At 71.2% G+C, this 23877-nt stretch carries 22 protein-coding genes and 1 pseudogene; 9 read left to right on the top strand and 14 right to left on the bottom strand.

All coding sequences use genetic code 11. The features are described 5' to 3' along the window. Positions 1-58: 58 nt before the first annotated feature. Together MUY22_RS22660 and MUY22_RS22665 are read right to left on the bottom strand one after the other, a co-directional pair. Positions 59-1618 (bottom strand): sodium:solute symporter, encoded by a 1560-nt coding sequence (locus MUY22_RS22660; protein ID WP_247062308.1) that lies wholly within the window; start codon positions 1616-1618, stop codon positions 59-61. 16 nt (positions 1619-1634) lie between these two features. Continuing rightward, positions 1635-2843, bottom strand: coding sequence for an anhydro-N-acetylmuramic acid kinase (locus MUY22_RS22665; protein WP_247062309.1), 1209 nt, complete (start codon positions 2841-2843; stop codon positions 1635-1637). 139 nt (positions 2844-2982) lie between these two features. Here MUY22_RS22665 and ftsY point away from each other — a divergent pair, with 139 nt between their 5' ends. Next, positions 2983-4323: a signal recognition particle-docking protein FtsY gene (ftsY, locus tag MUY22_RS22670; RefSeq protein ID WP_247062310.1), complete on the top strand. Its 1341-nt coding sequence runs from the start codon at positions 2983-2985 to the stop codon at positions 4321-4323. A gap of 45 nt (positions 4324-4368) precedes the next feature. Further along, a complete protein-coding gene (locus MUY22_RS22675) occupies positions 4369-4692 on the top strand; it encodes a hypothetical protein (RefSeq protein WP_247062311.1) in 324 nt (107 codons plus the stop codon). A 257-nt stretch (positions 4693-4949) separates the two neighbouring features. Here the strand turns inward: MUY22_RS22675 and MUY22_RS22680 are convergent, their stop codons facing one another. Then, positions 4950-5456, bottom strand: a complete 507-nt coding sequence (locus MUY22_RS22680) for a hypothetical protein (protein ID WP_247062312.1) — start codon at positions 5454-5456, stop codon at positions 4950-4952. 142 nt (positions 5457-5598) lie between these two features. Here MUY22_RS22680 and MUY22_RS22685 point away from each other — a divergent pair, with 142 nt between their 5' ends. After that, entirely contained in the window at positions 5599-6099 is a 501-nt protein-coding gene (locus MUY22_RS22685) for a GNAT family N-acetyltransferase (protein ID WP_247062313.1), read from the top strand. Between the two features lies 1 nt (position 6100). On the opposite strand, the gene MUY22_RS22690 is transcribed toward MUY22_RS22685, so the two are convergent. Both MUY22_RS22690 and MUY22_RS22695 read right to left on the bottom strand, forming a co-directional pair. Then, the gene (locus MUY22_RS22690) at positions 6101-6421 is read right to left on the bottom strand and encodes a hypothetical protein (protein WP_247062314.1); all 321 of its coding nucleotides are present in this window, start codon (positions 6419-6421) and stop codon (positions 6101-6103) included. Between the two features lie 67 nt (positions 6422-6488). After that, positions 6489-7271: an IclR family transcriptional regulator gene (locus MUY22_RS22695; RefSeq protein WP_247062315.1), complete on the bottom strand. Its 783-nt coding sequence runs from the start codon at positions 7269-7271 to the stop codon at positions 6489-6491. 112 nt (positions 7272-7383) lie between these two features. On the opposite strand from MUY22_RS22695, the gene aceB reads away from it, so the two are divergent. Together aceB and MUY22_RS22705 are read left to right on the top strand one after the other, a co-directional pair. After that, a complete protein-coding gene (gene aceB / locus MUY22_RS22700; RefSeq protein ID WP_247062318.1) occupies positions 7384-8973 on the top strand; it encodes a malate synthase A in 1590 nt (529 codons plus the stop codon). Then, complete coding sequence (locus tag MUY22_RS22705; RefSeq protein WP_247062320.1) at positions 8973-10160, top strand: aldolase; 1188 nt, start codon at positions 8973-8975, stop codon at positions 10158-10160. The genes aceB and MUY22_RS22705 overlap by 1 nt, the downstream gene beginning before the upstream one ends. A 7-nt stretch (positions 10161-10167) precedes the next feature. Here the strand turns inward: MUY22_RS22705 and MUY22_RS22710 are convergent, their stop codons facing one another. Genes MUY22_RS22710 through MUY22_RS22720 form a run of 3 tightly spaced genes read right to left on the bottom strand, consistent with a single transcriptional unit; the run spans position 10168 to position 13239 of the window. Further along, the gene (locus MUY22_RS22710) at positions 10168-11370 is read right to left on the bottom strand and encodes a DUF2786 domain-containing protein (protein ID WP_247062322.1); all 1203 of its coding nucleotides are present in this window, start codon (positions 11368-11370) and stop codon (positions 10168-10170) included. Positions 11371-11398: 28 nt separating this feature from the next. Continuing rightward, positions 11399-11887, bottom strand: a complete 489-nt coding sequence (locus MUY22_RS22715; RefSeq protein WP_247062323.1) for a MarR family winged helix-turn-helix transcriptional regulator — start codon at positions 11885-11887, stop codon at positions 11399-11401. Between the two features lie 8 nt (positions 11888-11895). Continuing rightward, positions 11896-13239 carry a PucR family transcriptional regulator gene (locus MUY22_RS22720; protein ID WP_247062324.1) on the bottom strand — a complete coding sequence of 448 codons (1344 nt, stop codon included), beginning with the start codon at positions 13237-13239 and terminating at the stop codon, positions 11896-11898. Positions 13240-13363: 124 nt separating this feature from the next. Here MUY22_RS22720 and MUY22_RS22725 point away from each other — a divergent pair, with 124 nt between their 5' ends. Genes MUY22_RS22725 through pucD form a run of 4 tightly spaced genes read left to right on the top strand, consistent with a single transcriptional unit; the run spans position 13364 to position 18289 of the window. After that, on the top strand, positions 13364-14227 hold the full coding sequence (locus MUY22_RS22725) for a xanthine dehydrogenase family protein subunit M (RefSeq protein ID WP_247062325.1): 864 nt from the start codon (positions 13364-13366) through the stop codon (positions 14225-14227). Further along, the gene (locus tag MUY22_RS22730) at positions 14218-14700 is read left to right on the top strand and encodes a (2Fe-2S)-binding protein (protein WP_247062326.1); all 483 of its coding nucleotides are present in this window, start codon (positions 14218-14220) and stop codon (positions 14698-14700) included. Before MUY22_RS22725 ends, MUY22_RS22730 begins: the two co-directional genes overlap by 10 nt. Then, entirely contained in the window at positions 14697-16037 is a 1341-nt protein-coding gene (locus MUY22_RS22735) for an 8-oxoguanine deaminase (RefSeq protein WP_247062327.1), read from the top strand. Before MUY22_RS22730 ends, MUY22_RS22735 begins: the two co-directional genes overlap by 4 nt. Further along, positions 16034-18289 carry a xanthine dehydrogenase subunit D gene (gene pucD / locus MUY22_RS22740; protein WP_247062328.1) on the top strand — a complete coding sequence of 752 codons (2256 nt, stop codon included), beginning with the start codon at positions 16034-16036 and terminating at the stop codon, positions 18287-18289. The genes MUY22_RS22735 and pucD overlap by 4 nt, the downstream gene beginning before the upstream one ends. Position 18290: 1 nt before the next feature. Here pucD and MUY22_RS22745 read toward each other — a convergent pair whose 3' ends face one another. From MUY22_RS22745 to MUY22_RS22770, 6 genes and pseudogenes are all read right to left on the bottom strand, one after another. Beyond that, entirely contained in the window at positions 18291-19871 is a 1581-nt protein-coding gene (locus MUY22_RS22745; protein WP_247062329.1) for an alpha-galactosidase, read from the bottom strand. A gap of 114 nt (positions 19872-19985) precedes the next feature. Next, positions 19986-20540: a TetR/AcrR family transcriptional regulator gene (locus MUY22_RS22750; protein WP_247064055.1), complete on the bottom strand. Its 555-nt coding sequence runs from the start codon at positions 20538-20540 to the stop codon at positions 19986-19988. 978 nt (positions 20541-21518) lie between these two features. Continuing rightward, the gene (pucL, locus tag MUY22_RS22755; RefSeq protein WP_247062330.1) at positions 21519-22400 is read right to left on the bottom strand and encodes a factor-independent urate hydroxylase; all 882 of its coding nucleotides are present in this window, start codon (positions 22398-22400) and stop codon (positions 21519-21521) included. A 3-nt stretch (positions 22401-22403) separates the two neighbouring features. After that, complete coding sequence (gene uraH, locus MUY22_RS22760; RefSeq protein ID WP_247062332.1) at positions 22404-22721, bottom strand: hydroxyisourate hydrolase; 318 nt, start codon at positions 22719-22721, stop codon at positions 22404-22406. Continuing rightward, on the bottom strand, positions 22718-23197 hold the full coding sequence (gene uraD / locus MUY22_RS22765; RefSeq protein ID WP_247062333.1) for a 2-oxo-4-hydroxy-4-carboxy-5-ureidoimidazoline decarboxylase: 480 nt from the start codon (positions 23195-23197) through the stop codon (positions 22718-22720). Before uraD ends, uraH begins: the two co-directional genes overlap by 4 nt. A gap of 79 nt (positions 23198-23276) precedes the next feature. Next, positions 23277-23507: pseudogene (locus MUY22_RS22770) on the bottom strand (helix-turn-helix domain-containing protein); the annotation flags it as partial. Positions 23508-23877 lie beyond the last annotated feature (370 nt).

Raw genomic sequence — 23877 nt, forward strand, 5'->3', positions numbered from 1 at the left:
GCTTCCCGGCGGGCTCCCGCTGACCAACACGGGCGCCCGCCGGAAGCGGTTCAAAGAATCAGGCGGAAGTGACTTCTTCGCCCACGGCGTTGGCCTCCGCGGCCTTCGGGTCGGGCGTGCGGTGGCGCAGCGAGAGCAACCCGCCGACGACCAGCGTGATCACCACGCCCAGCAGCGTGTACCAGGGGTAGGCGAGCGCGACGCGGTCGCCGGCCGCCTTGCTGAAGTCGACGCCGATCAGCGAACCGCTCTTCGCGCTGAACTTCAGGCCGAGGATCACGAACGCCATCACCACGACCGTCGCGACGAACGCGACGATCGCGTCCACCTGCCGGGCCTTCTTGATCAGCAGGCCGAGCAGGAACGCCCCGAGCAGCGCGCCGTAGGTGTAGCCGGTGATCGCCAGGCCGAGCTCGATCACCGAGTTCTTCGTGGTGGAGAACAGCGACGCGAACACCGCGAACACCACGGCCCAGATCAGCGTCCACATGCGACCGTGCTTGAGCAGCTTCGAGTCTTCGGGCGCCTTCTTGGTGAAGCGCTGGTAGAGGTCGGCCACCGTCGACGTCGAGAGCGCGTTGAGCGCCGACGCGAGCGCGCCCATGGTCGAGGCGAGCACACCGGCGATGAGCAGGCCCGACACCCCGACCGGCAGGTCGTCGATGATGAACTTCGAGAACACGTCGTCCGGGCTCTGCAGGCCGAGCTCCGCCACCGACTTGCGGCCGTTGAACACCCACAGCATCGCCCCGACCAGCAGGAACAGCGCGAACTGCACGGTGACGATGAGCCCGCTGCCGATGAGCGCCTTCTGGCCGTCGCGCAGGCTGCGCGTGGCCATCAGCCGCTGCGCGATCAGCTGGTCGGCGCCGTGCGAGGCCATCGACAGCGCCGCACCGCCGAGCACCGCCGTCACGAAGGCGTACGGGCTGGTCAGCAGGTTCTTCGTGAAGTCGACGAGTGCGAACTTCCCGTCCGCGGACGCCTGGCTCACCCAGTCGCCCGGCAGCTTGTTCAGCAGCACGATCGCCGCCACCGCGGCGCCGCCGAGGTACAGCGTCAGCTGGATGACGTCGACCCAGACGACCGCCTTGATCCCGCCGATGTAGGCGTAGATCAGCGTGAGCGCGGTCAGGATCACCACGATCACCCAGTAGTCGAGGTGGATGTTGTAGTGCCCCAGGATCACCTTGATCGGGATCGCGCCGGCGAAGAGCCGGACGCCCTCGGCGAGCAGCCGCGTCACCACGAACGTCACCGACGCGGTGCCCTGCAGCCCCGAGCCGAACCGCTTGCCCAGGAAGGCGTACGCGCTCACGAGGTTGCCGCGGAAGTACCGCGGCAGCAGCACGAACGCGGCGATGACCCGGCCGATGATGTAGCCGAAGGCCAGCTGCAGGAACAGGAACGCGTTGCCGAACACCAGGCCCGGCGTGCTGATCACGGTCAGCGTCGACGTCTCGGTGGCCACCACGGACAGCATCACCGCGCCCCACGGCAGGCTGCGCTCCCCGACGAAGTAGTCGGCGGCCGATCGTTGTTTCCGCCCGACCAGCACGCCTATCAGCGGCATCGCCGCCAGATAGACCACGATGATGGCCAGATCAACACCCCGCATGGACTTCTCCTACTCCTCATCCGGCCTTCTCCGCGACGCGCAACCGCGTCACGGCGCCCCCCAGCGGGGCAGGAAGGGTCAAGGGCCCGGCACCCGGGACGAGGGCGCCGAGCAGGCGCGGTCCCCGCGCACCGGTCGCCGACGGCACCGTACCGGGCACGCCGCACCAGGTGAGCCAGCCCAGCAGCGCCGTCAGGTACGCCTCTTTGCCGGCACCGGGCAGGCCGAGGTCGTCGCTGGTCTTGAGCACCGCCGAGGGCAGGTTCCGCGCGAGCGCCGTCATCAGCGCCGGGTTGGCGATCCCGCCGCCGGACGCGATCACCGTCGTCACGCCGTGGTGGTGGCACTGCTCGGCGACCGTGACGGCGGTGAGCTCGGTCAGCGTCGCGAGCAGGTCGGCCGCGGTGACCGGCGGCAGCCCGGCGAGGGCGGCGTCGAGGTAGGCCGCGTTGAAGTGCTCCTTGCCGGTGGACTTCGGCGCCGGGGCGGCGAAGTACGGGTCGGCGAGCAGCGCCACCAGCAGGTCGGCGCGCACCGAGCCGCTCAGCGCGAGCCGCCCGTCGAGGTCGCTGCGGTGCCCGGTGACGCGGTGGGCGGCGAGGTCGAGCAGCGCGTTGGCGGGCCCGGTGTCGTAGGCGATCGCGGGCGCGTCCGCGGCGACGACGGTGATGTTCGCGATCCCGCCCAGGTTGAGCGCGGCGACCGGACGGCCGCCGTCCTCGGCCAGGCCGCGCAGCCAGAGCTGGTCGAAGGTGCTGGCCAGCGGCGCGCCGTGGCCGCCCGCGGCGACGTCCCGGGCACGCAGGTCGGCGAGCACCGGCAGCCCGGTGCGTTCGGCGATCCACGCGGGCTGGCCGAGCTGCAGGGTGCCGCGGACGCTGCCGTCCTCGACCCAGTGGAACACGGTCTGGCCCAGCGAGGCGACGAGGTCCGCGGTGCCGCCCGCCAGCTCGACGGCCCCGCGCAGGGCGGCGTCGGCGAACGCCTGGCCGACGCCGGTGTCGAGCCGCGTCAGCTCCCCGGCGGTGCACGGGTTCGGCGGCAGCGCGGCGAGCAGGCCTTCGCGCAGCGGTTCGGGGTAGGGGACGTCGAGCTCGCCGAGCGGCGTCAGCACCACGGTGCCGTCCTCGGCGAGCAGGTCGGCCGCGGCGACGTCGATGCCGTCGACCGACGTGCCCGAAATCAACCCGATCACCCGGAAGCCGTGGCTAGCGCGTTTCCCCATCCGGAGGGGTTTAGTGCAGCGTTGCCTGTGACGCAACCCACCCTGTGAAGTCTTGGCTCAATCGGGATGTACGTCGTTACGAATTGCCTGCGTGGACGGCGGGTCCGCGGTGGCGGCGGGCCAATGAAAGGATGGTGCGGTGTCGAGCTCCTGGTTCATCTTCGTAGTCATCGCGGTCGTCGTGCTGGTCGCCCTGCTGGTGACCGGCCTGCTGATCGCGCGCAAGCGCCGCATCAGCCTGGACGCCCAGCGTGAGGTCGAAGCGAAACCGAAGGGCGGCAGCTACGCGGCCAGCGGGGGCATCGCGCTCGCGCCCGGCGGCGCGGCGCCCGAGGTCGAACGGCCGGCCGAGCACCCGGTCGACGACCGCCCGGAGGTCGACGGCCAGCCCGCCGTCGGCGACGACGCGGCGGTCCCGCGCGACTCGGCCCAGCGCACGGTCCGGGACGTCAAGCTGCCGGACGCCACTCTGCCGGATACCACTCGGCCGGATACCACTCGGCCGGACACCGAGGTCGTCGAACCGGCGCCCGTCGCCGAGGAGATCGACCCCGCGGCCGGCCGGCTGGAGCGGCTGCGCGGGCGGCTCACGAAGTCCCGCTCGATGTTCGGCCAGAGCCTGCTGGGCCTGCTCGGCGCCGGCGACCTCGACGAGGACTCCTGGCAGGACGTCGAAGACACGCTGCTGATGGCCGACCTCGGCGCGGCGACCACGAACCACATCGTCGAGCGGCTGCGCGACGAGCTGTCCCGCCGCGCGGTGCGGAACTCCGTCGAGGCCCGCGAGGTGCTGCACGAGGTGCTGACGGCGGAGCTGTCCACCGACGGCCACCGCGCGGTGCGCGCGCTGCCGCACACCGTCGACGGGCAGAAGCAGCCCGCGGTGGTGCTGGTCGCGGGCGTCAACGGGACGGGCAAGACGACGACCACGGGCAAGCTCGCGCGGGTGCTGGTCGCCCAGGGCGCCACGGTGGTCCTGGGCGCGGCGGACACGTTCCGCGCGGCGGCGGCCGACCAGCTGCAGACGTGGGCCGAGCGCGTCGGCGCGGAGGTCGTGCGCGGCAAGGAAGGCGCGGACCCGGCGGCGGTCGCGTTCGACGCGGTCAAGCGCGGCGTGGACACGGGCGTCGACGCGGTCCTGATCGACACCGCGGGCCGACTGCACACGAAGACGGGCCTGATGGACGAGCTGGGCAAGGTCAAGCGAGTCGTCGAGAAGCAGGCGAAGGTCGACGAGGTCCTGCTGGTCCTGGACGCGACCACGGGCCAGAACGGCCTGATGCAGGCCCGCGTGTTCGCCGAGGTCATCGACGTCACGGGCATCGTCTTGACCAAGCTGGACGGCACCGCCAAGGGCGGCATCGTGTTCCAGGTCCAGCGCGAGCTGGGCGTGCCGGTGAAGCTCGTGGGCCTCGGCGAGGGGCCCGACGACCTGGCGCCGTTCGAGCCGGGTGCGTTCGTGAACGCTCTGCTGGGCTGACGGATCCGTTTCCGGGTGGCCCAGTCGTGGACGGTGCCACCCGCCTTGAAGTGGCTGTCGTGGTGCGTGCACAGTCCGTTCGCGCTGAAGGTGGAAACCGCCGTGGTGCAGCGCGAGCCGCGCTGCACCACGCTCGCGCGGCACCGCGCGTTCGCCGTGGCGGTGAAGGCAGCCGGCTGCTCCGCGAGCAGCGCGGCTCGGCGCACGCGAACCCATGAGGCCGGCAGCTGCGGCCGGTCAGGGCGCGACGGCAGCTCGAACGGGCTTGTCCCGTCCGGCTTGCGCAGGCCGAGCCGTTCGAGCAGCTCCTTGGCCGGCACCTCGGTGGTGATGCCGAGCCGATCGGTCCGGTTGCCGGCCACCCAGTGACGGACCCAGCCGACGCCGTGCAGCACCGGGTTGCCGCCGAGCCGCGCGGGCGCGTCGAGGACCAGCGCGCTGATCAGGTAGTCGTCGCGTGCCAGGGTCAGGTGCGCGGTCTCGCCGAGCAGCATCGGCACCGTCACCCCGTGCGGTTCCCCGGCGGTCCCGGCCTGACCCAGCCAGACGAGTGATCCGGTGAACGGTTCCCAGTCGAGTCCCCTCTCGCTCTCCTCCGGAGTCGCGAGACGGCGGCCGGATACCGGCTAGAGCCGGGAAGGCGGTAAACGGAACAACGGCGTGCCGTCCGCCTTCCGCAGCCCCAGCTGCAGCAGTACCGGCGCCGACGGGTGGTGGGCCGGGATGATCAGGGGTGACGTCCGGCGGGCGGTGACCGTCAGGCGGGACCAGCCGATGCCCTGCAGCGTCTGGCCGGAGCGCTTGCGCGCCAACGGGTCGACGATCATCGCGGCGCCGAAGTAGTCACCGCCCGGCAGGTTCACGCGGGTCGTGTGGCCCAGGACGATCGAGAAGACCGTGCCCGTGCGGCTGCCGTCTTCCTGCAGCGTGAGGATCACCGGCGTCCGGGTCCGGATCGTCAGCTGATGCCGCACGGAGATCTCGACCGTCCCCGGCACCGCCCCACCCGGGCGCGGCGGCCAGGAAGGCGGCAGCGGCGGCCCGTTGAGCGCGCGGTCGACGAGCCGGTCGAGCAGGTTCGAGGCGGCGCCCTGAGCGAGCCAGGCGAGCGCGCCGCCGGTATGGGAGTCCATGCCGTCCTTCCGCGAAAATCGGATGACGGGCGGGTGCGCGCCGAAGGAGAATCCGGGCATGCCCGGTTGACGCAGGTCCGCTCGTGCCCCTCCTCGCCCCAGACGTCCCAAAGCCGTCATTCGCCGCGAGAGAGGACCAATCATGCCCATCATCCACGGTGCGCGGGTACTTTTGCGTACCATTTCGGCAAAAGATCGCGCCCGCGTCCGCGAAATCCTCGCCACCCCGGAGGTCGCCCGCTGGTGGGGCGACGCGGCCCACGAGGTCGACGGCCTGTACGAGGTCGAGGCCGGCTACACCAGCTACGTGATCGAACTCGACGGCCTGGTCGTCGGAATCATCCAGAGCTGCGAGGAGCTGGAGCCGCAGTACCGCCACGCCGGGATCGACGTCTCCGTGCACCCGGACTTCCACGGCCGCGGCGTCGGCACGGACGCGATCCGCGCGCTGGCCCGCCACCTGCTGGACAACGGCCACCACCGCCTGACGATCGACCCGGCGGCGTCCAACGAGACGGCGATCCGGGTCTACACGAAGCTGGGCTTCCGCCCGGTCGGCGTGCTGCGCCGGTACGAGAAGGCCCCGGACGGCACCTGGCGGGACGGCCTGCTCATGGACATGCTGGCCGGTGAGCTGAGGTGAATCAGTCCTTCTCGACGACCTGCTGGAGCAGCTGAGCCATCCGGTCCATGCCGATGCTCACCTTGGTGAAGCTGCTGGTCATGTCGGCCCGCAGGGCACTGACCTCGGTTTTGAGGGCCGCGATGTCCCGGTGGTCTTCGATCTGGGTCTCACGCACGGCGTTGAGCACCTTGGTGTGGCCGTTCAGGGTCTGCTTGAACTCGGAGACGTCGCGATCCGCGGTGCCGGCGAGCGCGCGAGCGGCGGCGGCGTCCTGCCGGGTGGACAGCATCTGCTCCTCCAGGACGTTCACCCGGCCTTCGAGGTCTTCGAGACTTGCCATGTCGCGTACTTTACCGGCGGGCTCGGAACCCCCGACACTGGAGTCACTATCAGTCACTGGATATCACTTAATGTAACACTGATAGCGGCGCCTGGGTGAGGCTCGCGCCCAGTGCGTCCGCCACCCGCTGCACCGCCGGGGCGATGTGCGCCACCGCCTCGGCGGTCAGCCGGCCCGACGGTCCGGACACCGATACCGCCGCCGGCACCGGCGCGCCCGGCACGGCCACCGCCACGCACCGGACCCCCAGCTCCTGCTCAGCCTCGTCCAGCGCGTACCCCTGCGTGGCGATGCGCGAAAGCTCGACGGCCAGCGCATCCGCGTCCGTGAACGTGTGCTCGGTATAAGCCGGCATGCCGGTCCGCGAGAGCAGCGACCGGACGTCGTCAGCCGGCAGGTGGGCCAGCATCGCCTTGCCGACGCCGGTGCCGTGCGGCAGCAGCCGCCGGCCGACCTCGGTGAACATGCGCATCGAGTGCTTCGAGGGCACCTGGGCCACGTAGACGACCTCGTCGCGCTCCAGGACCGCCAGGTTCGCCGTCTCGCCGACCTCCTCGACCAGCTCCGCCAGCAGCGGCCGCGCCCAGGCGCCGAACTGCATGCTCGCGTTCTCGCCGAGCCGGATCAGCCGCGCGCCCAGCGCGTACCGGCGGTTGGTGTTCTGCCGCACGTACCCCAGGTCGACCAGGGTGCGGATGAGCCGGTGGATCGTCGGCATCGGCAGCCCGGACAGCGTCGCGAGCTCGGACAAGCTGGCTTCACCGCCGGTGTCCGCGAGGTGTTCCAGCAGCTCGAAGGCACGCTGCAGGGACTGGACGCCGCCATCGCGCCCGTTCTTCTCCGCTGCCACCGGTGGTCCTCCTTACGTCTGCGTTGAGCTTCCGCTATGCAGAAACTATAGTCCGGCTGGTAGAAAACCGTAGGGCCGTTATCCAAAGATCCGAACCCTCGAGGTGTTCCGCATGTCTTCTGAAGTCCAGGTGCTGGGCGACCCGGTCGAGCGTGGCGACGAGATCCTGACGCCGGAGGCGCTCGCCTTCCTCGCCGGCCTGCACGACGCCTTCGCCGGCCGCCGCGACGAGCTGCTGCAGGCGCGCGGCAAGCGCCGCGAGGAGGCCCGCACCACCGGCAAGCTGGATTTCCTGCCGGAGACCAAGGAGATCCGCGAGGGCGACTGGCAGGTCGCCGAGGCGCCGGCCGCGCTGCGCGACCGCCGCGTCGAGATCACCGGGCCGACCGACCGCAAGATGACCATCAACGCGCTCAACTCCGGCGCCAAGGTGTGGCTCGCCGACCTCGAAGACGCCAACACCCCGCACTGGGCCAACGTGGTGTCCGGCCAGGTCAACCTGTACGACGCCGTCCGCGAGGACATCACGCTGGAGAGCGGCGGCAAGAGCTACGCGCTGAAGGACGACGTCGAGCACGCCACCATCGTGGTCCGCCCGCGCGGCTGGCACCTCGACGAGCGCGGCCTGTCCTTCGGCGGGCGCCAGGCCGTCGGCGCGCTGATCGACTTCGGCCTGCACTTCTTCCACAACGCGAAGGAGTCGCTCAGCCGCGGCAAGGGCCCGTACTACTACCTCCCGAAGATGGAGAGCCACCTCGAAGCGCGGCTCTGGAACGACGTCTTCACCCACGCCGAGAAGACGCTCGGCATCGAGCACGGCACCGTCCGCGCGACCGTGCTGATCGAGACCATCCCGGCCGCGTTCGAGATGGAGGAGATCCTCTACGAGCTGCGCGAGCACGCCTCGGGCCTCAACGCGGGCCGCTGGGACTACCTGTTCAGCGTGATCAAGTACTTCCGCGACGCCGGCGAGAAGTTCGTGCTGCCGGACCGCAACTCCGTCACCATGACCGCGCCGTTCATGCGTGCCTACACCGAGCTGCTCGTGCGCACCTGCCACAAGCGCGGCGCGTTCGCGATCGGCGGCATGGCCGCGTTCATCCCGAACCGCAACGATCCCGACGTCACCAAGGCCGCGCTCGACAAGGTCCGCGCCGACAAGAGCCGCGAGGCCGGCGACGGCTTCGACGGCTCCTGGGTCGCGCACCCGGGCATGGTCGGCATCTGCCGCGAGGAGTTCGACAAGGTCCTCGGCGACCAGCCGAACCAGCTGGAGCGCAGGCGCGACGAGGACTGGGATCTCTCTGCCACCGCCGAGCAGCTGCTCGACGTCGCCTCGACGCCGGGTGGCGCGACGGCGGCCGGCCTGCGCGCGGCGGTGGACGTCGGCATCCGCTACATCGCGTCCTGGCTGTCCGGCAACGGCGCGGCGGCGATCCACAACCTGATGGAAGACGCGGCGACGGCGGAGATCTCGCGTTCGCAGGTCTGGCAGTGGGTCAAGAACGGGACCACTTTGGACACCGGCGACGTCGTGACGTCCGAGCTGGTGCGCGGCGTGCTGGCCGAGGTCCGCGGCGAGCTGGCCGCGGAGATCAAGCCGGAGCAGCTGGAGCCGGCCGTCGAGCTGTTCGAGCAGGTCGCGCTGGCCGACGGCTTCCCGGACTTCCTGACGCTGCCCGCGTACGAGCGGATCAAGTAGTGCGGCTGTCCCAGGACGTCTACGACGCCGCCGACGCGCGCCTGGCCGAGGCCGACGCGCGCGTCGCGGCGTTGTACCCGGGGGAGCGGCCGGGGCGGCAGCCGGTGCACACGGTGTACGTCCCGGCGTCGCAGTACCGGACGCGGCTGGTCGCGGACTGGGGCAAGCAGGCCATGCGGGTCTTCGTCGAGCACGAAGACCTGCTGGGCCTGGACGCCGACGTCTACGAGCGCGTCCGGGCCAAGCTGCTCACCGAGCCGATCGAGGACCTGCGGATCGACTTCGAGGACGGCTTCGGCCGCGTCGCGGACGACGTCGAGGACGCGGCGGCGCGCGCGGCCGGCCAGACCCTCGCGACCACCGGCGGGACGCCGTTCGTCGGCATCCGCTTCAAGAGCTTCGAAGCTTTGACGCGCCACCGCGGGATCCGCACCCTGGACCTGTTCCTGGGCAGCCTGCTGGAACACGGGCCACTGCCGTCCGGGTTCGTCGTCACGCTGCCGAAGGTGACGGCGGTCGACCAGGTCTCGGTGGCCGCGGAAGTGCTGGCCCGCTTGGAATCCGCGTACGGACTGCCCGAGCGGACGTTGCGCTTCGAGGTCCAGATCGAGACGACGCAGTCCATTGTGGACGCCGACGGCACGCTGGCGGTGGCCCGCATCGTGCACGCCGCGGACGGCCGCTGTTCGGGCCTGCACTACGGCACGTACGACTACAGCGCCGGCCTCGGCATCGCGGCGGCGTACCAGAGCATGGAGCACCCGGCGGCCGACCTGGCCAAGCAGCTGATGCAGGTCTCGGCGGCGGGCACGGGCGTCCGCCTCTCGGACGGCTCGACCAACCGCCTCCCCCTCGGCGACGCGCTCCCGTCGGCGTGGGCCGAGCACCTGCGCCTGGTGCGCAGGTCCCTGGAACGCGGCTTCTACCAGGGCTGGGACCTGCACGCCCACCAGCTGCCGACCCGCTTCGCCGCGACGTACACGTTCTACCGCGAGAACTTCCCGTCGGCGGTGGACCGGTTGCGCGCGTACGCGGAGAAGACGTCCGGGGGAGTGCTGGACGAACCGGCGACGGCCCAGGCACTGGCGGTGTACCTGTTGCGGGGCCTGGACTGCGGGGCGCTGGACGAAGGTGAGCTGCCGTTCGGCCGCCCGGAGCTGGAGAAGTACGCGCGTCGCGAAGTGTGAGAGTCACTCACGAGCCGTGCAGCCGGGCGCGGTCGGCGGCCGACCGCCCGGCGTCCCAGCCGTCCAGGTCGCGGACCGTCACCGACTTGCCCACCACCTCGGGGAAGAGCTCCGTGAACGCCGCCTTCACCTTCAGCTCGTGGGACGCCAGCACCGGCAGCAGCCGGTCCGAGTCGGGCGAGGACGACAGGGTCGCCTTCGCGGCCTTCTCCAGCCGCTCGCCGATCCGCGTCGCGTAGGAGACGAGGAACGACTGCCGGAACGCCCGCGAGCGGCCGGCCGGGTCGGCGATCATCGCGCGCGTCGCCTGGACCAGCAGTGACGTCGTCAGCAGCGCGATGGCGTCCAGGTCGTTCTCGTCGCCGACGACGGTGACGAACCCCCAGCGCGGGTCGAAGACGGCCTGGCAGCGGTTCGCCGTCGCGACCACGTGGACCAGGAGCGACTTGGCGTCGAGGTACGGCGTGTCGAGCCAGAGCCGCCGCGACGCCGGCACGTCCGGGACCGTCGTCTCCACCAGCACGCGGTCGAGCGCGTACCGGGTCATCAGCTCCTGCGCCTTCGCGGACAGCGCCTCGACCTCCTCCGGGAACGAGCTCGACTCGGCCTTGGCCAGCAGCGCGCGGACGCGGCCCAGCTTCTTCTCGTCGATGGCGTGGGGGACCGGCGGCCGGTAAGGCGTCCCCGGCACCGGCAGAACAGGGTTCAGCGCCGGCATCGACACCAAGAGCCCAAGGGCTTCGACGACGGTCGTCACCGCTTCGGCGGGGGTCAGGATGTGCTTCGCCGCCCACTGCGTGAAGTGCGGCTCGGACGTCGACCACCAGGCGACGGCGCCGACGTCGTCCAGCTGCTCCCGCCAGCCCGGGTGCAGGGTCGCGAACTGCCCGGCGTAGCCGGCGAGCGTGTCGAGCACGTACGAGACGGCGAACTCGTCGACCCGCCGCCGGGCCGCCTGGTCGACGTCCTCGGGCAGCCAGCCGTTCCGGCAGGGCCGGGTGATCGCCCGCCGGGCGGCCAGGTCCGCGCCCTCCGCGAGTTCCGGTGCCGGCTCGAAGCCCTTCGCGAGCCTCTTCGCGGACGCCTTGGCCGCGCCGGGAATGCCCCGCGCGACGTCGTAGGCCGCCGCGAGCAGGGCGTCGCCGAACTCCCCGGCCGTCCGGGGCGCCGGGACGTCCTCGACGGCCGCCCGGCGTTTCTGCTTACCCACTTCTCAACCCCTCGATCGGAAAGCTCGCTCAGCGCAGCCGGGGGAGGGCGTCGCGGGCCGCGTGGCTCAGCCGCCGCAGGTCGTCGGCGAACCGCTCCCGGTGCTCCTCCGGCAACGGCGAGAAGAAGTACTGCTCGATGTTCGCCACGTGCAGCCGGCTCGCGCGCACCGTCGTCCGCTCGCCGAGCTCGGTCAAGCGCACCAGCTGGACGCGCCGGTCGCGCGGGTGGGCCGTGCGGGTCACCAGGCCGAGGGTCTCCATCCGGTCGACCAGCCGGGTCGCGCCGCCGGTCGTCAGCACCTGCTCCTGGGCGATCGAGCGCATCGTCAGCCCGTCGTCGCCCGCGCGCCCGACGATCAGCAGCACCTCGTACATCAGGTGGGTGATCCCGCACTCCTTCTCCAGCGCGCGCCCGAGCAGGTATTCGAGCCGGTTCGCCGCGCCCTGGAGCCGCCCGAAGGCCAGCACGCGGGGGTCGTGCCCCGCCTGCCGCGCCGAGGTGATTTCGGGTTCCACGCTCCCCATCATCCTGCTTGGTCCCCGGCGCGCAGCGCCAGGTAGACGTCGAGCTGGTCGGTGAACTCCGTCAGGTCCGCGCCGAGCAGCTCGCCTGCCCGGCCGATGCGGTAGCGCAGGGTGTTGACGTGGACGTGCAGCGCCTTCGCCGCGCGGGTCGGCGAGCCCGAGCACTCCAGGAACACCCGCACCGTGTGCACCAGGTCCGTGTGCTGCTCGGCGTCGTAGTCCAGCAGCGGCCCGAGGACGCGCCGGCGCAGCGCGGCCCGCAGCCCGTCCGGCGCCCCGGCGAGCAGCAGCTGGTGCACGCCGATCTCCTCGCCCGGCACCACGACGACCCGCCCGGGGCGCCGCGACGCCACGGCCAGCGCGTAGGCCGCGACCTCGCGTGCCTCATCGCGGGGCGCGGCATCGCCGACCCCGCAGACGATCCGGCGCGCCGTGAGCAGTGGCTCCACTGTGGACAGCGCCGTGAAGGCGTCGGACGGCCACCGCGCGGTCACGGCGTACGTCGTCTCGCCGCCGGGTTCGACGAGCGTCGCGTCCGGCAGCAGCTCCCGCAGGATGTCCCGGCTCTCGTCGCTGCCTTCGGTCCGCAACGCGACCACGCGGACGTCGCCGGTCAGGTCGGCTTCGGACGGCTTCGCGCGCGCCCGGGTGACGCCGACGAGCCCCGCCAGCTCCTCGGTCAGCTCCGTCTGCGCGGTGCTCAGCGGCCCGCCGACGGCGATCAGCCACGGCACGGCGTGCCGGCCTTCCACCGGCGTCAGCGTCAGCGGCCCCGCCGTGTCCTGTTTCGCGGCGTACCGCTGGACGACGTCCTCGACCGGCATCGGCAGCGGCGCCGTCCCGGCAACCACCCGGCCCAGCGTCGACAGCACCCAGCACGGCAGGCCCAGCTCGGCCGACGCGCTCTCCAGCAGCGTCCCGACCGGGGCGTCCGCGGCGGCCAGCAAACGTTTGCGGGAGCTGTCGGACGCGGCCGCGAGCGCCAGCACCACCTGCTCGGTGACCACCGAGAACGACAGGTCGATCGGCACTTCGAGCAGCGGGATCCGGTGCCGCTCGCAGGCGTCGACGACGTCGTCCGGGATGCCGTCGGAGTCGGCGCCGGACGCGGCCAGCGCCGCCGCGCCGGAGCGGGCCAGCGCGGCCACGAACGGCTCGGCGTCCCCCGGCCCGCGCCACCAGAGCAAGCCGGAAAGCACCAGCTCACCGGCCGACAGGTACCGTCCGGGGTCGGGCAGTTCGGTGACGTAGATGCGCGTCACCGGCCGGTCGAGCAGGTCGGCCCCGGCCCGCGGGCGCAGCCGCAGCCCCGGCAGGTCCAGCAGAGTTTTCACGGTCGTCATCAGGCTTGTAGGAAAGCACAAACGCGCGGGGTTCCGCTCGGGTGCGTTTCATGGCCCGCGCCGTTGCCGCCCCCGCCCGGTTGGGCGTCTACTGGTCTATCGCCCTCTTCGCAAAGGAGCACGAGTGGAGTTCCTGCGTCCCACGACGCTCGCCGAGGCCCTGGCCCACAAAGCCGAGCGCCCGGACGCCGTCCCCATCGCCGGCGGCACGGACGTCATGGTCGAGCTGAACTTCGACCACCGCCGCCCGGACGCGCTGCTCGACCTGACCCGCGTGCCTGAACTGGCGGAGTGGTCCACAACGGACGGCACGGTCCGGCTCGGCGCCGGCGTCCCGTACAGCCGCGTCATCGCCGAAGTGGGTGAACTCGTCCCGGCGCTGGCCATGGCCTCGCGCACGGTCGGCTCGCCCCAGATCCGCAACCGCGGCACGGTCGGCGGCAACCTCGGCGCCGCCTCACCCGCCGGCGACACCCACCCGGTGCTGCTGGCCCTGGACGCGCGGGTCGAGGTCGCCTCCGTGCGGGGGACCCGGGTCCTCCCGGCGGAGGAGTTCTACGTCGGCGTGAAGCGCCACTCGCTGGCGCCGGACGAGCTGATCACCGCCGTCCACCTGCCCGCGCACGCCGGACCGCAGCAGTTCGCCAAGGTCGGGACGCGCAACGCGATGGTCATCGCGGTCTGTTCCTTCGCGCTGGCCCTGCGCGACGGTGTTGTCGGTGCCGCGATCGGGTCGGCCGCGCCCACGCCACGCCGGGCCCGCGCCGCCGAGGAGTTCCTCGCCGCGGAGCTGCCGTGGGGCTCGCCGGAGCCGTTGCCGGACTCCCTGAAACGCCGCTTCGGCGACCTGGTCGCCGAGGCGACGTCGCCGATCAACGACGTCCGCGGCAGCGCCGCGTACCGCAAACACGCGCTGTCGGTGCTCGCGCGGCGTACGTTGACGTGGGCCTGGGACGAGCACCGGACGGGGGAGCGGGTTTGCGCCTGAATGTCACGATCAACGGCGAGAAACGGCAGGCCGACGACGTCTGGGAGGGTGAAAGCCTGCTCTACGTGCTGCGCGAGCGGCTCGGCCTCCCGGGCTCGAAGAACGCTTGTGAGCAGGGCGAATGCGGCTCCTGCACGGTCTACCTCGACGCCGTCCCGGTGTGCGCCTGCCTGGTCGCGGCCGGACAGGCCGAGGGGCGCGTGGTGCGCACGGTCGAGGGCCTGGCCGACGGCGACGTCCTCGACCCGATCCAGCAGTCCTTTGTGGACCAAGGCGCCGTCCAGTGCGGCTTCTGCACGCCGGGGCTGGTCGTCGCCGCGCACGACCTGCTGAACCGCGTCGCCGATCCGAGCGACGAAGAGATCCGCGAAGCGCTGGCCGGCAACCTCTGCCGCTGCACCGGCTACGAAAAGATCCTCGACGCCGTGCGAGCCGTGGCGAAGGGCCCTAGCGGAAAGGACACTGTCGCGTGAGGACACTCATCACCGGCGGGGCGATCGCCACGGTCAGCGGCGAGGAGTACGCCAGCGGATACGTCGTCGTCGAGAACGACCGGATCGCCGAAGTCGGCGAAGGCGGCTACACCGGCGAGTTCGACGAGCGCGTCGACGCGTCGGGCTGCCTGGTCACCCCCGGCCTGATCAACACCCACCACCACCTCTACCAGTGGGCGACCCGCGGGATGGCCGCCGACCACACGCTCTTCCAGTGGCTGGTCGCGCTCTACCCGGTCTGGGGCCGGCTCGACGCGGAGATCACGCACGCCGCCGCCACGGCCGGGATGGCACGGCTGGCGCTGACCGGCTGCACCACCGTCGCGGACCACCACTACGTCTTCCCCCGCGACGGCGGCGACCAGGTGGCCGCGCTGGCGTCGGCCCGGCAGCGGATCGGCGTCCGGCTGCATGTCGTGCGCGGCTCGATGGACCGCGGCGAGTCCGACGGCGGGCTGCCGCCGGACAACCTCGTCGAGACGACCGACGACGCGCTGGCCGGCACCGAAGCGGCGATCGGCCGCTTCCACGACGACTCGGCGGGAGCGCACCTGCAGATCGCCGTCGGCCCGTGCTCGCCGTTCTCGGTCACCGAACGGCTGATGTCCGGCGCGGCCGAACTGGCCCGCAGCAAGGGCGTCCGGCTCCACACGCACCTCGCCGAAACCCTCGACGAAGAGCAGCAGTGCCTGGCCGAAGTCGGCTGCACGCCCGCCGAGTACGCCGACAAGCTGGGCTGGCTCGCCGACGACGTCTGGCTCGCGCACACCATCCACCTCGCGCCCGACGCGATCCGCCGCTTCGGCGCGACCGGCACCGGCTCGGCGCACTGCCCGACGTCCAACGGCCGCATCGGCGCCGGCATCGCCCCGGTCCGCGACCTGCTCGACGCGGGCGTCGCGGTCGGCCTCGGCGCCGACGGGGCCGCGTCCAACGAGTCCGGCGGGCTCGGTGAGGAGCTGCACCAGGCGTTGCTGCAGGCGCGGCAACGCGGCGGCCCGCGCGGGCTGACCACACGGGAAGCGCTGTGGATGGGCACGATGGGCGGCGCCCGCTGCCTCGGCCGGGCGGACGACCTCGGCTCGATCGAGCCCGGCAAGCTCGCCGACCTGGCGATCTGGGACCTGACCGGCCTGAACTACGCGGGCATCACGGACCCCGTCGCGGCGCTGGTCCTGGGCACGACGCCGCCGGTGCGGCGGCTGTTCGTCGGCGGCAAGGCCGTCGTCGAGGACGGCACGCTGCGGGAGGCGGACGAGTCCGAGATCGCGTCGGAGCTGAAGTCGGCGAGCGCCAGACTGCGGGAGGACCGATGACCGCCACCGTCGGCACGCAGACGGTCAACGGCGTCGGCACGTCGCCGCGGCGTCCCGACGGGACGGTCAAGGTGCGCGGCGAGTTCGCGTACTCCTCGGACCTGTGGCACGAGGACATGGTGTGGGGCGTGACCCTGCGCAGCCCGCACCCGTACGCGCGGATCACCGGGATCGACATCACCGACGCCCTGAAGGTGCCCGGGGTCTACGCCGTGCTGACCCACGAGGACGTCCCCGGCGTCAACCGCTACGGGCTGGAGCACACCGATCAGCCGGTGCTCGCTTCTTCCGTTGTGCGGTACCAGGGTGAGCCGGTCGCGCTGGTCGCCGCCGACCACCCGGAGACCGCGCGGCGCGCGATGAAGCGGATCGCCGTTTCCTATGAAGAACTCTCTCCTGTAACGGATTCCGAAGCGGCTGTCGCGGGCGAAGGTGCTTCGCTACACGACGGCGGCAACGTCGTCCGGCACGTGAAGATCCGCCGTGGGCCGCAGGATCTTTCCGCCGACGTCGTCGTCTCCGGCGTCTACGAGGTCGGCATGCAGGACCAGGCGTTCCTCGGCCCGGAGTCCGGGCTCGCCGTGCCGGACACCGAAGGCGGCGTCGACCTGTACGTCGCGACGCAGTGGCTGCACGTCGACCAGCAGCAGATCGTCGCCGCGCTGGGCCTGCCGGTGGAGAAGGTGCGGCTCACGCTGGGCGGCGTCGGGGGCGCGTTCGGCGGGCGCGAGGACCTGTCGATGCAGGTCCACGCGTGCCTGCTGGCGTTGCACACCGGCAAGCCGGTGAAGATGGTCTACAACCGCGAAGAGTCCTTCTACGGCCACGTGCACCGCCACCCGGCGAAGATGTACTACGAACACGGCGCTACCCGCGACGGCCGGCTCGTCTACGTGCGGACGCGGTTGTTCCTCGACGGCGGCGCGTACGCGTCCTCGACCGGCGCGGTGGTCGCGAACGCCGCCACGCTCGGCGTCGGACCGTACACAGTGGACAGTGTGGCGGTCGACTGCTGGGGCACCTACACGAACAACCCGCCGTGCGGCGCGATGCGCGGCTTCGGCGCGGTGCAGGCGGCGTTCGGCTACGAGTCGCAGATGGACAAGCTCGCGGCTGCCTGCGGCCTCGACCCGGTCGAGATCCGCGTCCGCAACGCGATGAGCGAAGGCGCGCTGATGCCGACCGGCCAGGCCGTCGACTCCGCCGCCCCGGTCGCCGAGCTGCTGGACCTGGTCCGAGCCAAGCCGATGCCCCCGGACCGGCCGTTCGACCTGCGGCACATGCCCGGCGGCGTCTCCAACACGACGCACGGCGAAGGCGTCGTCCGCGGCGTCGGCTACGCGGTCGGGATCAAGAACGTCTGCTTCTCCGAAGGCTTCGACGACTACTCGACGGCGCGGGTTCGGCTGCAGCTGGTCGGCGGCGAGCCGGCGGCGACGGTGCACACCGCGGCCTGCGAGGTCGGCCAGGGCCTGGTGACGATCATGCAGCAGATCGTCCGGACCGAGCTGGGCGTCGAGCAGGTGACGGTGCTGCCGATGGACACCTCGATCGGCAACGGCGGCTCGACGTCGGCGTCACGGCAGACGTACGTGACCGGCGGCGCGGTGCAGGCCGCCTGCGTGGCGGTGCGGGCGCGGCTGCTGTCCCGGTTCGACCGGAAGACGCGCGTCGTCGGCGGCAAGCTCGTCGCGGTCGACGGCCAGGTGCTCGCCGACCTGGTGGACGTCCTCGCCGAGGACGTCTACGACGAGACGGTGGAGTGGCGGCACCGGCCTACTTCTTCGCTGGATCCGGAAACCGGGCAGGGCATGGCGCACGTGCAGTACGCGTTCGCCGCGCACCGGGCCGTCGTCGACGTCGACGTCGAGCTGGGCCTGGTCAAGGTGGTCGCGCTGGACTGCGCGCAGGACGTCGGCAAGGCGCTGAACCCGCAGGCCGTGCTGGGCCAGATCCAGGGCGGTTCGGCGCAGGGGCTCGGGCTCGCGGTGATGGAGGAGATCCAGACCTCCGGCGGGAAGATCCGGAACCCCTCCTTCACCGACTACCTGATCCCGACGGTCCTGGACATGCCGCCGATGAGCATCGACGTCCTGGAGCGCCCGGACCCGCACGCGCCGTACGGCCTGCGCGGGGTGGGGGAGCCGCCGACGATCTCGTCGACCCCGGCGATCGTGGCGGCGATCCGGGCCGCGACCGGGCTCGCGCTCACGCGCGTCCCGGTGCGGCCCGAACACCTGACGGGGACCTGAGCTACTTGAGGGACCAGTTCTGGTTGGCGTCGTCGTTGCAGCCCCACAGTTCGAGCTGAGTGCCGTTGACGTTGCCGGCGGGCTTGTCGCCGCCGGTGACGTCGACGCACAGGCCGGATTGCGTGCCGGTGATCGAGCCGTCGACGTTGAGCTTGAACTGCTGGTTCGTGCCGCCGTGGCACGTCCAGACGATCAGCTTGGTCCCGGCCGCGGTCGCACCGCCGTCGGCGTCGAGGCAGAGGCCGTTGGCCTTCAGTTCTCCGGCGCTGGTGAACGTCCAGGACTGGTTGGACCCGCCGTCGCAGTCCCAGATGTCGACCTTGGTGCCGGGCGTCGTGAGGTTGCCGTTGATGTCGGCGCACCGCGACGACGACGCGCCCTGCAGCGCCTTGGCCGTGCCGATGCTGGAGCCGCTCGCATTGGCCTTCACCCGGTAGATCACGGTGCTGTGCGACGGCACGGCGGCGCTGATCGTGCCGGTGCTGGTGGTCAGCTCCTTCGACCACAGGTTGGTCAGCCGGTAGTTCGACGCGCTGGGCAGCCCGGCCGCGGCGGCCGTCGTCGAGACGGTCTTCGTGGTGGTGTTCTCGTTGAACAGGACGACGGCGACGTCCCCGTCCTGGAGGGGCTTCCGCAGGACGTCCAGCCCGCCGCTCGACGAGATGCGCGTCGCCTGCTTGCCGAGGGAGTCCTGGTCGACGGCGATGACGTCCGAGTTCAGGTAGGTGGAGAAGGTCGCGACGCTCGCGGAGCGCAGATCGGCGCCGGCGATCAGCGGCGCGGCCATCGCCGCCCAGAGCGTGAAGTGCGCGCGGTCCTCCTGGAAGTCCATGCCGTCGCCGACCTCGAGCATGTCGGGGTCGTTCCAGGCGCCGGGCTTCGCGGCGGACGCGAGGCCGACGTTCTGGCGGTAGATCGAGTCGATGCTGCCCCAGTTGTTGGTGATGTCGCCGGTGGTGCGCCACAGGTTGCCGACGTCGGGCGCCCAGGTGGACGGGGAGAAGTTGCCCCATTCGCAGATGCTGTAGGCGATCGGGCGGCCGGTGGCCTTGAGCGCGTCACGCATCGCGGAGTAGCGGCGGACGTAGTCCTGCTGGGTTTCGCCGCCGGGGCTGCCGCAGTTGTCGTACTTGAGGTAGTCGACGCCCCAGCTCGCGTAGCTGTTGGCGTCGGTCTGCTCGTGGCCGAGGCTGCCGGGGTAGTGCTGGCAGGTCTCGCTGCCGGCGCTCTCGTAGATCCCGAACTTCATCCCGCGCGCGTGGATGTAGTCACCGAGCGCCTTGAGGCCGCTGGGGAACTTCGCCGGGTCCGCGACGAGGTTGCCCGCGCCGTCCCGGTTCTTGGTCATCCAGCAGTCGTCGAGGTTGACGTAGGTGTAGCCGCGGTCGCGCATCCCGGAACTGACCATCAGGTCGGTGGTCTGCTTGACGAGCGTCTCGTTGATGTTGCACTCGAAGGTGTTCCAGGTGTTCCACCCCATCGGGGGTGTTCTCGCGAGCCCGTTTTCCAGGGCATCGGCGGGCTGACCGGTGATCCCGATGACGGCGACGGCGGTGGCGAGGACGGCGAGGACACGGCGCATGGCGGCTCCAACCGAACGACGGTGTTGAGGCAGGAGGACTAGACCACTCTGCAGCCTTGATGTCCGATGCTGATCGGTCAAGCGCCATTTTGAGTATTCTTGTTGGATTCCCGACTAAAGTTGCTCGCTCTGAAGCCGCTTGGCAACGTCCACGCTGGTCGCGCCGGCGACGGCCATGGCCTCGGTGTCCCGCAGCGCCCGGCAGAGGACAAAGGCGCCTTCGAGGCTGTTGACGACGGAGATGGTGAGCGTCCGCGCGGCCTCCCGGCCGAGCCCGAACCGGGCGAACTTCTCGGTCCCGGCGTCGATCCACGCGGTGAAGACGTCGGCGGTGGCTTCCCGCAGCGGTTCGTTGGTACTCGCGACCTCGAGAGCAACGGTCGCGATCGGGCAGCCTTCGACGTAGTCGGTGGCTTCGAGCGTCGCGATCCCGGCGGCGAAGAACGCCTCGATCCCGCTGATCAGGTCGGGTGCCGGGTCGATGAAGAGGTCGAACAGCTGGATGTAGGCCAGCCCGGAACTCCGGACGACCTCGGCACCGAGCTGCTCCTTCCCGCCGGGAAAGAAGTGGTAGAGCGAGCCGAAGGGAGCATTCGCCTCACTGACGATCTGCTTGAGCCCGGTACCGCTGTACCCATTGCGCCGAAAAAGCTCAGCCCCGGCGGCCATGATGCGTTCCTTGGTCCCTGCCACGGTTAGAGGATACGCGGTCGTTAGAGCGTTCTATCAACTCCGGTCGGCCTGCCCCGCGGCTCGGCGGGCGAGATCCACGCTCGGTCGGTTCGCCCGCGCCTTGGTGGTCTGTTCCACGCTCGGTCGGCTTGCCTACGCTTTGGCGGTTTGGTCGGCGCTCGATCGGCTTGCCCCGCGCTTCAGCGGGTTGGTCCGCGCTCGGCCGACTCGCCCACGCCTCAGCAGCCCGCTTCACGCTCGATCGGCCCGCTCGCGCCTCGGCAGTCTGTTTCCCGCTTGATCGGCTCGCCATGCGCGGTCTGTCGCCCACGATTCGGCGGCGGGTTTACGCCCGATCGGCATGTCCACGCCTCGACCGGGGCTCGCCCACGCCCGGCGAGGTGTGGTCCAGGCCAAAGCCCTTGCCTACCCCCGGCAGCTGTCCGCAACCCAACTGGCTCGCCCCGCACCGCCCGGCCGTTCGAGTCGCTCCACCTCGGGCCCGCGCTCGCCGGATTTGCGTTCGTCGCCGATCGCGCCGATCGCGCCGTTCCTACCGATCGCGCCGTTCCTACCGATCGCGCCGTTGCTGCCGATCGCGCCGATCTGGCCGTTCCTGCGGATCTGCCGTTCCTGCCGATCCCGCCAACTCCCGCCAACTCCCGCCGAGCTGACCAATCCTGCCGATCCCGCCGATCGCGCCAAATTCCGCCGGTCCGGCCAATCCTGCAGATTCCACCAATCGTGTCCGCGCCCTCGGCCAAGCCGCTCCACACTCGGCCTACCCATCCGCGCCCCGACCTGGGAGTTGCTACACCGGCCCGGTTTGTCCACACCCCACCCGTGATGTGGACAAACCGGCCTCGACATCGGCTTTTCCGGCTTTCCGTCGGAGGGTCCCGATACGCTGGAAGCGGGGCCGGTCCCCCGGAGAGGGCGGGGGCTGCTTTTTGCGAGGCGAGCGGAAGGCGCTCGCTAGTGGATGTCCCAAGCAGGGCCGGGGTCCTCGGCGTCGTCGCGCAGGATGGTGCCCTCGATCAGCCCGTACGGGCGGTCGGCGGCGTAGAACACCTCGTTGTCGTTCTTCAGCCCGAATGGGCTCAGGTCCACGAGGAAGTGGTGCTTGTTCGGCAGCGACAGCCGCACCTCCGCGACCTCGGGCCGCCGTTCGAGCACCGACTGGCCCATCGCGTAGAGCGTCTGCTGCAGCGAAAGGCTGTGCTTCGTCGCGAAGGTCTCCAGCATCGCGCGCCGGATTTCGCGGTGGCTTTCCGCCCAGTCGATGCCGTCGCCCTGGTAGCGCCAGCGCGCGGTGACGGCGGTCGCGAGGATCCGGTCGTCGGTCTCGGCGAGCGTCGTGTAGTCGTCGCGCGGGAAGCCGTGGAACTCCGAGCCGGTCGACTTGAGCACGACCAGGCCGTCGATCCCGGACACGACCCACGCGCGGTCGCCCTGGACCGTGACGGCCGTGGTGCGCCGTTCGTTGCCGGCGCCGCTGAACGCGTGGTCGTGCGGCGCGCCGTCGACGGTGATCCGGTCCCAGCTGTGCTCGTCGATCTTGACCCGGGCGCCGGAGATGCTCTCCTGCGTGCCGGTGAAATGCCGGGCCAGGCGCAGCCCGAAGTCCTCGATCTCGCCGACCGGCGCCTCCTTCGCGAAGGCGTACACGGTGTTCTTCTGCGTGTCGGTCGCGAGCACCGCGGCGTTGTCGCCGGTCAGGTGCGTCGCGGCCAGCTCGCCACGCAGCGACGTCGACACGGTGAGGTCCTTCAGGTGGTGGACGGGGCCGTCGCGGCGCACCGTGACCAGGCGGACCTCCGCCTTGCCGTACTGGTTGGGGCCCAGGGTGATGGCCACGGTTCAGCTCCCTCGGTAAGTCGAATAGGCGAACGGGCTGAGCAGGAGCGGCACGTGGTGGTGCGCCGCGGGGTCGGAGATCCGGAAGGTGAGGGCCACCTCCGGGAAGAACGCGTCCGGGCCGAGGTAGGCGCCGGTGTCGAAGACCAGCCGGTAGACGCCCGGTGCCAGCGTCTCGGGGCCGAGGTCGCGGACGCGGCCGTCGTCGTCGGTGCGCCCGTCGGCGATCGGCTTGCCCTCGGCGGTTTCGAAGCGGACGGCGATTCCCGTTGCGGGCCGGCCATGCGCCGTGTCGAGCACGTGCGTCGTCACCAGGCTCACGCGGTCACCGCCTTGGCCAGCCGCAGGCCGGCGATCTTGAGCAGCTCCTGCCCGGCGACGCCGAGCTCGGTCGCCGGGTCGTTGCCGATGCGCTCGCGGAGGATCTTCAGCAGCTCGTCGCCGCTGCGCCCGCTCGCGCAGACGAGGTAGACGTGCCCGAACTTGGCTTCGTACTCGGCGTTCGCGGCGGCGAACTCGTCGGCGTTGTCCACACCGGACTGTTCGCTGCGGGACCAGTCGGCCTCGGTCCCTTGCTGCTTCGGCGTTTCGCCGATCCGGGGGTGCGCGGCCATGGCCTGGCGGATCTCGTCACTACTCAACGGCAGGTCCGCGGCGGCTTGCAGCGCGTCGAGGTTGTCGTAGGGCCTGCGGTCGAGAACCGCGTCCGCCCAGCGGGGGACGGCGAGGCAGGCCGTCAACGCCGGACGTACGTCGCCGGCGTCGGCGGTGTTGAAATCGGTGAGGGTGAGCGGCACGGGGAACTCCTCGTGAGTGGCGTCCCGCTGACCGTACGTCGGCGCCGGAGTTCCGTCAACATTTTGTTGAAAGTGCTGGTCAGTCGGCTTCGCGGTTGAGATAGTTGTAGACGGTGAACCGTGTGACGCCCAGCGCGTCGGCCACCGAAGAGACGGATTTCCGCAGGCCGAAGGCGCCGCGTTCACGCAGCAGCCGCACCGCGCGCTGCTTCCCGGCGCGGTCGAGATCGCCCAGCTCGGCGCCGAGTTCGCGCTCGACATCGGCGATCAGCCGGGCGAGCGCATCGTTCAGTTCGACGGATGGGGCGCTGTCGACGCCGTGCGACTCACCCGCGTGGCCGCTCGCTGTGTTCGGTCCGCCTGCTTGGCCGCCCGTCGTGTTCGGTCCGCCCGCCTGCCCGCCCGTCGTGTTCGTTCCGCCTGCTCGACTGTCGGCCGTGTGCGATTTACCTGCTGGATCGCCCGACGAGCGCGGTTTCCCTGTCGGGCCGCTCGCCGTGTGCGGCTTGCCTGCTGGACCGCCCGTCGCGTGCGGTTTGCCTGCCGGGTCGCCTGTGGCGTGTGGTTTGCCTGCTTGGCGGCCCGTCGCGTGCGGTTTGCCTGCTTGGCCGCCCGTCGCGTGCGGATCGACTGCAGGGCCGTCCGCCGCGTGCGGTTCGGCAGCTCGGGCAGTCGTCGGA

The sequence above is a fragment of the Amycolatopsis sp. WQ 127309 genome, from assembly GCF_023023025.1.
Classification (GTDB): domain Bacteria; phylum Actinomycetota; class Actinomycetes; order Mycobacteriales; family Pseudonocardiaceae; genus Amycolatopsis.

What these genes read in the sequence shown, in the direction of transcription:
- MUY22_RS22660 (WP_247062308.1), bottom strand. Translation starts at nt 1,618, where the DNA reads ATGCGGGGTGTTGATCTGGCCATCATCGTGGTCTATCTGGCGGCGATG.
- MUY22_RS22665 (WP_247062309.1), bottom strand. Translation starts at nt 2,843, where the DNA reads ATGGGGAAACGCGCTAGCCACGGCTTCCGGGTGATCGGGTTGATTTCG.
- MUY22_RS22680 (WP_247062312.1), bottom strand. Translation starts at nt 5,456, where the DNA reads ATGGACTCCCATACCGGCGGCGCGCTCGCCTGGCTCGCTCAGGGCGCC.
- MUY22_RS22685 (WP_247062313.1), top strand. Translation starts at nt 5,599, where the DNA reads ATGCCCATCATCCACGGTGCGCGGGTACTTTTGCGTACCATTTCGGCA.
- MUY22_RS22690 (WP_247062314.1), bottom strand. Translation starts at nt 6,421, where the DNA reads ATGGCAAGTCTCGAAGACCTCGAAGGCCGGGTGAACGTCCTGGAGGAG.
- aceB (WP_247062318.1), top strand. Translation starts at nt 7,384, where the DNA reads ATGTCTTCTGAAGTCCAGGTGCTGGGCGACCCGGTCGAGCGTGGCGAC.
- MUY22_RS22720 (WP_247062324.1), bottom strand. Translation starts at nt 13,239, where the DNA reads ATGACGACCGTGAAAACTCTGCTGGACCTGCCGGGGCTGCGGCTGCGC.
- pucD (WP_247062328.1), top strand. Translation starts at nt 16,034, where the DNA reads ATGACCGCCACCGTCGGCACGCAGACGGTCAACGGCGTCGGCACGTCG.
- MUY22_RS22745 (WP_247062329.1), bottom strand. Translation starts at nt 19,871, where the DNA reads ATGCGCCGTGTCCTCGCCGTCCTCGCCACCGCCGTCGCCGTCATCGGG.
- MUY22_RS22750 (WP_247064055.1), bottom strand. Translation starts at nt 20,540, where the DNA reads ATGGCCGCCGGGGCTGAGCTTTTTCGGCGCAATGGGTACAGCGGTACC.